The sequence below is a fragment of the Bradyrhizobium sp. USDA 4472 genome (assembly GCF_054058595.1).
In genome coordinates, this window is sequence record NZ_JBSSAM010000001.1 from 5,759,424 (window position 1) to 5,770,883 (window position 11,460).

General features: G+C 63.3%; 10 protein-coding genes, 1 tRNA gene and 1 pseudogene. 6 read left to right on the forward strand and 6 right to left on the reverse strand.

The features are described 5' to 3' along the window. Entirely contained in the window at positions 1–855 is an 855-nt protein-coding gene (locus tag ACVWZ4_RS26990; RefSeq protein WP_456741538.1) for a LysR family transcriptional regulator, read from the reverse strand. A gap of 111 nt (positions 856–966) precedes the next feature. Here ACVWZ4_RS26990 and ACVWZ4_RS26995 point away from each other — a divergent pair, with 111 nt between their 5' ends. Then, the gene (locus ACVWZ4_RS26995; RefSeq protein WP_456741539.1) at positions 967–1,389 is read left to right on the forward strand and encodes a tautomerase family protein; all 423 of its coding nucleotides are present in this window, start codon (positions 967–969) and stop codon (positions 1,387–1,389) included. Between the two features lie 43 nt (positions 1,390–1,432). Here ACVWZ4_RS26995 and ACVWZ4_RS27000 read toward each other — a convergent pair whose 3' ends face one another. Both ACVWZ4_RS27000 and lipB read right to left on the reverse strand, forming a co-directional pair. After that, the gene (locus tag ACVWZ4_RS27000) at positions 1,433–2,146 is read right to left on the reverse strand and encodes a DNA helicase (RefSeq protein WP_456741540.1); all 714 of its coding nucleotides are present in this window, start codon (positions 2,144–2,146) and stop codon (positions 1,433–1,435) included. Between the two features lie 195 nt (positions 2,147–2,341). Next, positions 2,342–3,091: a lipoyl(octanoyl) transferase LipB gene (gene lipB, locus ACVWZ4_RS27005; RefSeq protein WP_456704003.1), complete on the reverse strand. Its 750-nt coding sequence runs from the start codon at positions 3,089–3,091 to the stop codon at positions 2,342–2,344. A 108-nt stretch (positions 3,092–3,199) separates the two neighbouring features. Between lipB and ACVWZ4_RS27010 the strand changes: the two genes are divergently transcribed. The 4 genes from ACVWZ4_RS27010 (at position 3,200) to ACVWZ4_RS27025 (ending at position 8,203) form a co-directional block, all read left to right on the forward strand. Then, entirely contained in the window at positions 3,200–3,442 is a 243-nt protein-coding gene (locus ACVWZ4_RS27010) for a FliM/FliN family flagellar motor switch protein (protein ID WP_456704002.1), read from the forward strand. Between the two features lie 190 nt (positions 3,443–3,632). After that, positions 3,633–3,717 (forward strand) — tRNA-Leu (locus ACVWZ4_RS27015). Between the two features lie 1,009 nt (positions 3,718–4,726). Then, on the forward strand, positions 4,727–6,007 hold the full coding sequence (locus ACVWZ4_RS27020) for an HlyD family efflux transporter periplasmic adaptor subunit (RefSeq protein WP_456704001.1): 1,281 nt from the start codon (positions 4,727–4,729) through the stop codon (positions 6,005–6,007). Between the two features lie 54 nt (positions 6,008–6,061). Next, positions 6,062–8,203 carry a glycosyltransferase gene (locus tag ACVWZ4_RS27025; protein WP_456742272.1) on the forward strand — a complete coding sequence of 714 codons (2,142 nt, stop codon included), beginning with the start codon at positions 6,062–6,064 and terminating at the stop codon, positions 8,201–8,203. Between the two features lie 137 nt (positions 8,204–8,340). On the opposite strand, the gene ACVWZ4_RS27030 is transcribed toward ACVWZ4_RS27025, so the two are convergent. Continuing rightward, positions 8,341–8,598 (reverse strand): hypothetical protein, encoded by a 258-nt coding sequence (locus ACVWZ4_RS27030; RefSeq protein WP_177243547.1) that lies wholly within the window; start codon positions 8,596–8,598, stop codon positions 8,341–8,343. A gap of 227 nt (positions 8,599–8,825) precedes the next feature. On the opposite strand from ACVWZ4_RS27030, the gene ACVWZ4_RS27035 reads away from it, so the two are divergent. Next, the gene (locus tag ACVWZ4_RS27035; protein ID WP_456703998.1) at positions 8,826–9,200 is read left to right on the forward strand and encodes a hypothetical protein; all 375 of its coding nucleotides are present in this window, start codon (positions 8,826–8,828) and stop codon (positions 9,198–9,200) included. 9 nt (positions 9,201–9,209) lie between these two features. Here ACVWZ4_RS27035 and ACVWZ4_RS27040 read toward each other — a convergent pair. Beyond that, positions 9,210–10,470 (reverse strand): annotated as a pseudogene (locus ACVWZ4_RS27040) (polysaccharide deacetylase family protein). Positions 10,471–10,642: 172 nt separating this feature from the next. Then, a complete protein-coding gene (locus ACVWZ4_RS27045; RefSeq protein ID WP_456735392.1) occupies positions 10,643–11,449 on the reverse strand; it encodes a polysaccharide deacetylase family protein in 807 nt (268 codons plus the stop codon). Positions 11,450–11,460 lie beyond the last annotated feature (11 nt).

Sequence of the window (11,460 nt, forward strand, 5' to 3'; positions counted from 1 at the left end):
TCAGGTGGAGGCTGCACTCCGGAACGTCGCTGCCACCGCACGCAGGGCGGCGAGCTTGGCGGGGGCGCTGACCTTCGAATGCAGCATCACCTTCGAGCTGCCGAGCTTGGGCAGCTTGTGCGCAGGTCCGACGTCGATCAGCCCGGGAGCTGCGATCCGCCGCGCCAGCGGTGCGACCGCGAGGCCAGCAAGCGCAGCGGCAACGACCGCCGTCACCCCGCCGCCGACGAAGCGCTCACGCCAGGTGACGCCGGCCTTGTCGAGCGCACGTACGGCAATCGCGCGAACGCCGCAGGGTGGGGCGAGTGTTGCCAGCGGCAGTGGCTCGCCCTTCGGCAGCGTGAAGCGGCGCGACGCGAACCAGCCGAACTCATCCTCGGTTAGTTTTTCGCCACCGCGACGGCTGCCTTCCTGGCGCACGATCACCGCATCCAGCTCGCCCGCATCATAGGCATCCTGCATCTGGCGCGAGAAGCCGATGGTGACGGCAAGCGTCAGGTCTGACGACATCGTGTGCAGCCGTTCCAGCAGCGGCACCAGTTCAGGGCCTGCCGCATGGTCGGAGATGCCGAGCGAGAGCGACTGCGCGGCCGCCGCCTCGCCCGAGAGCGCGCGATCATGCGCCGCCATCAAAGCGCGGGCGCGCTCGATGAAGCCCGCGCCGTCGGCGGTGAGGCGGACGGCCCGGGGCGAGCGCTCGACGAGACGTTTGCCCAGCAGCGCTTCCAGTCTCTGTAGCTTGAGGCTGACGGCTGCCTGCGTCGTGCCGAGCGCCTCCGCGGCGCGGGTGAAGCTCTGGAGGTCGGCGACCAGCAGAAAGGCCTGGACCGTCGCAATATCGAGTGTGGCTTTCATTATGATGTTTTATCACTGCTATCTATAGAGATAAGATACCAAAATGATGCGGGAAGGTCTAGCTTCTCATCAACGCCGCGCAAAAAGCGCGACATCCTGAGGAGAACGACAATGCCGCTGATCACCGTGTCCTACAGCTCGTCCCGCCAGTCGCCCTCGCTGAAGTCCGACATCGCGAGCGCCGTGTCGGAGCTCACCGCAAAAATCCTGCACAAGGACCCCAAGGTCACCGCCGTCATCGTGAAGTCGGTCGATGCAGATGACTGGTTCGCCGGCGGGAAGTCACTCGCCGAGCAGAGGCTCGCCAGCTACTGGATCGACATCCACGTCACGGAAGGTACCAACACCAAGGACGAGAAGGCAGCCTACCTCGCCGCGATGTTCAAGCGCATGGCCGAGATTTTGGGCCCGCTGCATCCCGAGACGTATCTGCATGTCGACGAGGTCAAGGGCGACGCCTACGGCTTCGGCGGCCTGACCCAGGAGCGGCGCTACATCGCCGGCAAGCTCGAGGCGTCGCTGAAGGCGGCGTGATGATGCAAGCCGCGGGTGAGCGATCCCGCCCGCGGCCCGTTCGTCAGCTTGCTGCTCGGAACTGAACGACCGACTTGTTCAGGAAGCAGGTCTTGTCGAACAGTTTCAGGTCGAGCGGGTTCGGAAGCCTGACGTCACCGAGATCAGGGCAGGGCTTGATCGCGGGATCATAGGAGCGGTCGATCTGCGAGATGAAGACGACGATCAGCCCCTTGTCGCGCGCGAAGGATTTTAGCGCGCGCACCTGGACCGTGAGGTCAGGGTTCGCCCTCCGCTGGTCGAGCAGCTGCAGATAGTCGATCACGAGGACGGTGCCGCGTGGCGCCGCGGCCATCTGCTTGACCATGTAATCGGCGCTGATCGCGTCAGAGCAGTCGATCTCGAATAGCTTGTCGAACTGCGCGGGGGGCGCGCCGATCGCATGCAAGCGATCGATCACGTCCTTCTCGCTGTATTCGAGCGAGAAGAATGTGGCGCGATGGCCTGATTTCATGGCCTCCACGGCAAGCTCGAGACTCATCAGCGTCTTGCCCTGACCGGGCCGGGCGCCGACCAGCACGAGGTCGCCGGGCGCAAAATGCGGAAACAGCTTGCTCGCCGGCGTCAGCGCTGCGGCCTTTGCTGCCAGCATGCTCCAGGCGGAAAAGCCTTGCGTCGTCGCGACGCGGTCGAGCGCATCGTGCAGCGGAATGCCTTTCTCGCGGGACAGGCGCTTGGCTTTTCGCTTGAGATGATAGATCGGCGCAGACAATTTCATCGTCAAACCTCCTGATGCGAGCAGAAAGCGCAATCCCTCCTTATGCGTGGCGCTCGAACAGTCGGCCGATGGTTTAGTCGCCCGGTATGATCTGTACTTTCCCGGCGGAGGGGGGAGGCGTAGGCGGCACCTCATACAAGCGTACCCGATTCCCCGCCGGCGGAGAACGCGCGTAGCGCGCCTCCGACAGGAATGTCAGGCGGCGGCTTCCGGCAGCAGCGCGCGGGTCGGCCCGAACAGCTCTTCAAACGCCTGCCGAAGCGCGACATCGACGTCTTCCATGGTCACGAGCTGGCCGAGATCGACCAGCGATGTGACGCCGTAGCGGGGATCAGCGACGCCGCAGGGCACGATCCCGGCAAAGTGCTCCAGCTCCGGCTCGACATTGATGGCGATGCCATGGAACGAGACCCAGCGCTTCAGCCGCACGCCGATTGCCGCGATCTTGTCCTCGTGCTCGGCTCCCTTGTCCGGCCGCTTCACCCAGACGCCGACCCGGTCCTCGCGCCGCTCGCCGCGCACGTTGAAGGCGGCGAGCGTTTTCAGAATCAGTTCCTCAAGGCTCGCGACATAGGCCCGGACGTCAGGCCGGCGGCGCTTGAGGTCGAGCATGATGTAGGCCACCCGCTGGCCGGGGCCGTGATAGGTGAGCTGGCCGCCGCGTCCGGTCGAGAAAGTCGGGAAACGGGGATCGATCAGGTCGCTTTCCTTGCCTGAGGTGCCGGAGGTGTAGAGCGAGGGGTGCTCGAGCAGCCAGACCAGTTCCGCCGCTTCGCCGGCCGCGATCGCGGCGACTCGCGCCTCCATGGCCGCCACGGCTTGCGGATAAGGCACCGGCGCGTCCGAGATGAGCCATTCGACAGGCTCGCCGCCGGCGGCGGAAAACGACGTCAAATCGAGCTCTTGACGCTGGTTCTGGCGAGGGTTTTGCGGCGAATTAACCATTGGCTAACCATAACGGGGTGATGATCACAGGCGCAAATGCCAAGTCTCTTGATCCCAAGTCTCTTAGTCTCGGTTTCTTCTTAGTCCCAAGTTGCGGCGGTCCTGACAGTGCCCACACTCGATAAAGTCACCGTGGATCTCACGGTTGTCCTCGGGACGACCACCATGCCGATCCATCAAGTATTACGTCTTTCCCGCGGCGCCATCATCGAACTGGACGCAACCGAGGCCGACGAGGTCAAGGTTCTCGCCAACAATCTGCCCGTGGCCTCCGGAGTCGTCCTGGTCGATCGCAACCGGATCGCCGTCGAGGTCAAGCAGATGCTGCCCCGGACGCCGGGCACGCGGTAGCGGCCAGGGCACGCGGTAGCGGCCAGGGCACCCGGCAGGCCCGGGGACCCGGCAGCACGTTGGCCAGGGCCAAAAATTTCCTGCCAAGCTTGTGGAATTCAGGGCCTCGGCAGGCTTGTACCCCACTGATGGATTTGTTAGATCGGCGCCGTTGATGCGGCAGGCCTCAAGCCTTCAGCCGGCATTCCCAGCGCTCGTGGCGGAACTGGTAGACGCGCTGCCTTGAGGTGGCAGTGAGTAAAATCGTGGGGGTTCGAGTCCCTCCGAGCGCACCAAGTAATAAGTCTTTGTTAGAGCAGAGATTTCGCGGCTTTCTGTTCCCGCATTGTTACTGAATGGGCATGTATTGCCTTTCCGGCGCAATCCTTCGGTTCTCGATCTTGCGGGTCTCGTTCCAGCGCTAACTCCCTTGGTTGGTCGTGTCTTCATTGTGCCAGCTCCTCGCTGAGGAAGAACATGACTTGCTCGTGAGAGGGCAGTTGCGTAGGCGAGCGTCGTAATCGGCGGGCTCTCATTCACCTGCAGCTCGCTGAGGCCGAGCCCGCAGGCGCGCGCAACTACGGCTTTGCGAGCTGGCGCGCATAGGCCCATGTCGACGAGGTTACCCGCAAACGAGTCTTCGCCGGCACGGCCGGCGGCAGCGAGGCGATCGTCTCCTGCTTGCGATTTCCTGCCGAGCCGCGATCGTCCGATCGCGGCGGAACGGGCGGTCAAGGCCATCCGGACACCGTGGCGAAGGACCGTGCCGATGAGCTCGGCCGATTGGTCGATGCACATCCCGACTTGAGCGACGCCCGCGGCGACAGGTCCTGGCGGCGAACGGCACCACACGTGGCTTGGCGCAATCGCCGGACTGCGTGCGGCTGCTGCTTGATCGCGGCGGGACGTTTGCATCCGCGACTGCACCGACAACGCACATCCCCTGCGTTCGCCGGAATGGGGTGGCTCAGCACGTCCGGCTTCGCGCGTCTCCAAGCGGAGAAGATCGCTGCCAATGTCGCGCCGACGTCAAGCCGGAATAGGTTCACATCCCGATTTTTGGTCGGGGCCGTAATCTTCCGGTTTTGACACACGTTAACCTAATGTGGTGAAACCTAAATACACTTCTCTTGGTTGCAAAGCGAGTCTGCGATTGCGACGAACCCGATTTCGTCTGGGCAGCAACGTTGCCGGATCTGCTCAGCGCCTCAGATGCAGACTTCATGACAATGCCAGGCGGGCCGCGGCGATTGATTGCCTTCGCTGAGGCGAGTGCAGCGACCAAAGCCCATTGGAGATCCAGCCGTGGTACGATTGCATGTCGAACGCTTCATTCGTAGCCGAATTGTCCGACGATCCCTCGCGCTCGGCATCATCGCTCTGAGCGGATGGGCCCTGTTGCCGTATGTGACCTACAGAATCGCTCCCTCCGCCTTTGTCAACGCCGAGCTCATGCGAGTGACTGCACCGATCGCAGGTCAGCTCGCCTCTGATCTTCCACGCAAAGGTGAATATTTTCAGCGCAGCCGGGTCGTGTCGCTGGTCGAGGCACGTTCGCCGGATCGCCGGCACCTCATTGACCTCGATCAGCAGCTCGCCATGTCCACCAAACGCGCCGAGCTCGTACGTCGGCAACTTGGAGAAATCGCCGAGCTCGATCGCAAGCTCCGCGAGCGCAGCGAGGATTATCGTTTGGGGGCGATAGCGCGCCTGAGCCACGAGATCGGGGAAACGGAGGCTGAAAGAGGCGGCTGTCTCGCCGAGGCGCGGCAGCGGAACGAAGTCGCGGGCCGGATGGAGAAGCTCGTTAAGCTCGGCATCAGTTCACAGATGCGTTCTGCCGAGGCGCAAGCTTCTGAGGAGGCAACCGTAACGCGGTGCCAGATGGCCGATGAACGCCTGCAGCGCTTCAAGACCGAGTTGGCGGCGGCCGAGAAGGGCATTTATCTTCGTGGCGATGCCAATGACGTGCCCTATTCTCAACAGCAGCGCGAGCGGCTTGTTCTCCGTCGCCAGGAGCTTGAGACGGACCTGTTGCAAAACAGCTCACGTTCCGCGCAGCTGGCCGCAGAAATCGCAGCGGAGCGCGCTCGCCTTGATCGCCTTGATCACTACGATCTGTCGCTGCCTGCAGCTCACGTGGTCTGGTCGGTCGCGGCCAGCCCGGGCTCGATGGTCACGGAAGGGCAATCGGTCTTTGATTTTGCAGATTGCGAACGCCGCTTCATCGTCGTTGAACTGCCCGAGCGCGATTTCGAGAAGATCAAGCCCGGAGATGCGGCGACTGTCCGCCTGATCGGGAGTCGAGAGTGGAAGACCGGCCAGATCCGGCAAGTTCGCGGCTCGGCGGCGTACGCGGATGATCGGCTGCTCGCGGCTCGGGTGCCGCGGCCTGATCCGGGCAATATTACTGTTGAGATCTCGTTGCCACCAAACGAGACGGCGGCTGACCACAACGGCTCCTGCGACATCGGACGGTTGGCCGAAGTACGCTTCGAGCGCAGAGCCGACGGGCTGCTTCGATTGGTCAGCTCGAAGCTGATATGGCTGACCGCGCGGCTGGACCTCGACCAGTCATCCCTGTGAGCGAGAGATTCCGTGCAGCTCGTGACTCTGTCTCTCGCCCAGCTGTTCGCGCCGATGCTGGGCGTCTTCGCGGCGATGTACCTGTTGGCGCCGACGTTTGCAGTCGCGCGCCTTTGGGCGCGTGTCGCCGTTTTTGCCGCGGTTTGGCTCGTCGTTGCCCGCTATCTCGAATGGCGGATCTTCACCACCGTGCTGCCGGCAAGCGGGACCTGGTATCAGGTCGGCTGGATCTGGTTCTGTCTCTTCGTTGAGCTCCTGACCTTCACGGATCAGTTCATTCTCTATCTGACCTTTCTTCGCAGGACCGATCGCCGCAGCGAGGCAGATCAGCACGAACGTCGGCTTCGCGGCCTGCGGGATGATGGGTTGCCCTCGGTCGACGTCTTCATTCCAACCTATGACGAGCCGTTCGAGGTGCTGGAAAAGACGATCACCGGCGCACTCTGCCTGGACTATCCGAATTTCCAGGTCTGGGTCCTGGATGATGGTCGCAGGCCCTGGCTCAAGCAACTCTGCGAGCACAAGGGTGCCGGGTATCTCACCCGTTCCGACAATTTGAATGCGAAAGCCGGCAACATCAATCATGCGTTGACGATGACCGGTGGCGAGTTCTTCGCGATCTTCGACGCGGACTTCGTGCCGCAGCGCAATTTCCTGATGCGCACAATGGGCTTCTTCGCCGATCCGAAGATCGGAATCGTTCAGATCCCGCACGCCTTCTATAATGAGGACCCGATGCAGGCGAATCTAGGCCTGCACAGGGGACTGCCGGACGAACAACGCTTCTTCTTCGATTCCATCATGCCCGCGCGGGACGGCTGGGATGGTGCCTTTTGTTGCGGGTCCAACTCGGTCACGCGTCGTGCCGCACTCCGCGCGGTGGGCGATTCCTTGCCGACCCAGTCCATTACTGAAGACATCCTGCTGACGCTGGTCCTGCTGCGCCAAGGCTACGTCACCCGTTATCTCTGCGAACCGCTGGCAATTGGATTGGCGCCGGAAAGCCTTGGCGCCTTTTTTGTGCAACGGCAACGCTGGGCGCGTGGCGCGATCCAGACTCTCTATCTCGCCGCCGGCCCGCTCGGCCCCGGACTGAGCTTGATGCATCGGCTCCTCTTCTTTCCGACGCATTGGCTCTCATTGGGCTTGAGGGCGCTGATGGTCGTGCTGGTTCCGATCGTATTCATGTGGACCGGCCTCGCGCCTGTCGTCGACGTCACCCCCGAATCGGTCTTCTATTATTTGTTTCCTGCGATCCTGGCGCTCAACGGGGGTATCTCGTGGTTCGCGCCGCACGCGCATTTTCCACTCGCTGCTCAGGTGTCGGCGACCATCCAGAGCTTCAAGATTCTACCCACGGTGCTCGGGACTCTCGTCAAGCCGAAGGGACATGCGTTCAGGGTGACGCCCAAGGGAGCCGCCGCGCGGTGCGCAAGCTATGCTGCCGAGATATTCTGGCCTTCGGCGGCCCTGATGGGGCTGACAGTCGTCGGCCTCGTTCTGAACACCATCCCGGAATGGCGCATCATCGACCATCCGGCCGCCTTGCCGATGGTTGCCTTCTGGTCGGTTGTGAACATCGTCGTGCTGTTCTTCGTCTGCATGACCTCGCTACAGGCGCGGATGGGACGCTCCGAGGAACGCTTCGATGTCGACGAATCGGTCTTGATCCAGACTGAGACCGGTGAGCTGCTTTCCGGGCGCATGAGCAACATCTCCCTTTCCGGCGCTGGCGTCCTGCTCCATTCCAGCGTCGACTGTCCTCGCAGCAAGGAACTGCGCGTACACATCATGCAAGTGGGCTGGATCGACGCGATGATCGTGCAACAAAGAGGCCAGCTCGCCGGGCTGCAGTTCAAATTGCCTCAGTCGCTTGAACGAGACCTGTTGATCCGCAAGCTCTTTACCGTCGGCCGCCTGAAGGAGAAAGGTCTCATCGCGTGGTCGGTGAACAGAACGATGCTCAAGAGCATCTGGTCAATGACTGCGCCGTTGCCTCGGGTTGAGGCAAGTGGCGCGAAACCCGCTGCGCCTCGGCCGGCTGAGCGTCTGCCGGCCGAGAGCCTGGTCATACGGCCTCAACCGCGGATCGGCGATTTGGAACATCTCGCCGGAATTAGAAGCCTGCACCCGACATGTTTCACCAGAACCCGGCTTAGCCCGGGCATCGGTTCGGTGCCCGAGGTCGTCGACTGAGCTGATGGCGTTGATCCCTATGCTCATCGTCCGGTCTGCTCGAACCGCGGGCGATATTGCCGTCGGAACCGGGGTAGCCAGGGGCGAGTGCGGGCAGGAAGCGCTTCTTGCGATTGTCGCGCAAAGCACGCCGGTGCCTAGCCATATTCCTCGCCGATACCGTATTCCCGGTAGATTTCGAGCGGGTCGAGATCGGGGAACAGGCGGCATTTGGCCTGCGCGAGGTGCAGGCTCACGGCCGCCGGCTCCTTGCCGTTCGACAGCAGCTTGCGGATGTCGTCCATATGCGCGCTCGGCTGGTGCTTCTCCTCCAGCTGCTCCAGCGCGACCAGTGCCGTCGCGAGCGCCTCGGTCAGGACCCAGTCGTCGTGGCCCGTGATTCCCTTTTTCGGCATCGGCAGATCCCAGTCCGCACACCTCTGGCGGTGGCAGCCAGTCTACCGTAGCTTCACTCAAATCTCCACGCGGCGTGGTGGCTCGCACAACGCCGGGCAGTTTCGCGCTCTCGCTTGCATTATGACGGAGTGCGGCTAAAAGGCGGCGGCGCGCGGGCGACGATATCGCTGTTGAAACAAAGTTGGCGTAGACGGGACTTGCGCGACCTCTCGCGGCTGGAGCCAGCATGGTCTTTCTAAGCTTCGTCTACCGCTTCCTGACCAATTTCCTGTTTCTGGCGATGGTCTATTTCAGCCTGAACTACGTGGAGAAATACGAGCACCGGGCGGGCCTGGCGATCCTCGTGCTTGTTTACACCGGCATGCGCGCGGCCTCGACGCTGCGTGCCTTCTACTTCTTCCAGAAGATCGAGAAACTTGAAGCCGAGGCGCGTCGCCTGCAAGCGCCGATCAACGACGGCGCCGGCGGAACCGCCGGGCGCAAGCAGCTCGTCGTCGATGTCGCGCGGCTACGCCGCGACGGCGAGCTCAAGTCTTATATGGACCTGTTCTTCCTGGCGCTGATCGTGCTGCTCTGCGTCGCCGCCATCATGCGGCAGTAACGGCTTTACTCAGGCGCGTTTTTTCACACTGGTGGCGACGCGGGTCGGGCGGGGCGCCGCGGTCTTGGCTTGAGCAGCGTGCTTCGGTGCGGCATGCGCAGTATGGGCGCTTTGCCCAGTCCTCACCTTTCCAGCCTTGCCCTTGCGGGCAGGCGGCGCCTCGGCCGCCATCGCGAGTCTCGTCGCGGCGCGCCGCGACAAGGTCGTCGACAGCAGCACCTCGACCGAGCCCTCCGGGATCGCGAACAGATCGCGACCGGGTGCGGGCAGGGTGGCCGCGACATCCGACTGCGCCATGGTCTTGCGCGGCAGCAGCAGCGGCTGGTGCGCCGTCTGCGCGTTGAGGTCGGCAAGACCGGGGCGCCGGCAGCGTCGCGGTCTGCGTGAACACGAAATTCGGCACGGCAGGCCAGCGCGCGATCGGCGTCGTCTCTGTCGGCGGATGCAGTAGCCACTCCACCGGCGTGGTCGGCGTCGCCGGCCGGTCGGCGGTCGCGGGCACGACATGCACGATACGATAGCCGCGTGCCTTGAGGTCGCGGATGATCTTCGGCAGCGCTGCCACCGTGCGCGCCTGGATGTCATGCAGCAGCAGGATGCCCTTGCCCTTGGCCTCCAGCCGCTGGATCGCGAGCTGGTAGACGCGATCCGGCGAGATGTGGCGCCAGTCGTCGGCCGGGAAGTCGGCGCTCCACACCTGAATGCCGCGGGAGATCAGCAGATTTTCAACGCCGTCGGCGCGCATCAGGCCGGGGATGCGGAAGAACGGCGCCAGCTTGGATGGATCCGTCATCGCCGCTGTGGTCCACTCGATGCCGCCGTTGATCTCGGCCTCGGCCTTCTCGATCGGCATCCGGTTCATCGTCAGCGGATGGGTCATGCTGTGCGTGCCGACGGTGTGGCCCGCCGCGACCAGCTTGCGCACGCCTTCCGGGTTCGCCTTGGCCTGCTGGCCAATGATGAAGAAGGTCGCCTTGATGCACTCGTCGGCGAGAATCTGCAGCACCTGGTTGGAATATTTCGGCAGCGGACCGTCGTCGAAGGTGAGGACGACCTCGTGGTCCTTCAGCGGCAAGGTCTCGCGGTACTGCATGGTTCCGACGCGCGGATGCTCGCGCGGATCGACGACGAGGGTGCGGGAAGTGCCGAGGGCATCAGGATGTCCCGGGCAGTCGGCCGCGAAGGCTGCCGTGGTCACAAACCCAGGGAGCAGGACGGTCAGCAGGACGGCCCACGATCGCGTCCGAAAAACAACGCTACTTCCGATCATGAACTCCGTGTGCCTCATCTGCGTCGGCTGCAATATCCGTAGCTCGGAATTGCCCGGAAACGGTTCAGGCGCAAAGACCTTTCCCGCTCCTCGATCATTGCATGGCGTAGCATGAACAGAGTGTTAATAGGGCTCAAATCACCCCATTTTGCGCCCGCGTGACATTCCGGCATCAACGCGCCTGGGCGTCCTTTTGTGATGTGTCCGCCGGCACGATATGGACGATGTGGAAGCCGTTCTCCCGCAAAAACCGCAGGAAAGCCGGCATCATGGCCGCTGTGCGCGCTTGGGCGTCGTGGAACAGTATGATGCCCTTGCCGGCGGCGGTGATCCGCTCGGTGATGAGCTTCAATTCCTGTTCCGGCGTCATGTCGTTCCAGTCGCTCGCCCAGAGATCGGCGCCGAACACGACGATGCCGCGCTCCTGGAGCAGGTCGAGCTGGGCCGGCGTGGATTCGAAATAGGGGAAGCGGAAGAACGGCGTCGACGGCGTCGAGGTCGAGACCCCGTGCAGCGCCATCTCGTCGGACGCGATGCCGTGGTCGATCTCGTACCTCGCCGCATCGGCCGGGATCCGCGCCATGTACGGATGCGACCAGGTGTGATGGCCGATGGTGTGGCCCTCTCGGGCGATGCGCCTGACCATCTCAGGATGTTCGGCGGCGCTCCGGCCCACCAGGAAGAAGGTTGCGCGCACGCATTCCTGCGCCAGCGCCTCCAGCACCTTCGAGGTCGTCTTCGGACGGGGGCCGTCGTCGAATGTCAGCACCACCTCATGATCGGCGAGCGGCAGTGTCTGCGGAAAGCTCTTCAGGCCGACGCGCGGCGTGGTCTTGGCATCGACGCTCAGGATCCGCGAGGTGCCGAGCGCATCCTCCCGCGGGCAGTCCGCAGCCTTCACCGAGCCGATCGCGCTGAGGGCGGCGAGAGCCAGGCCCCATGTGATCGAGGTCCATTTTGGCCGCTTTATCTTTGCCATTGCGCTCCAGA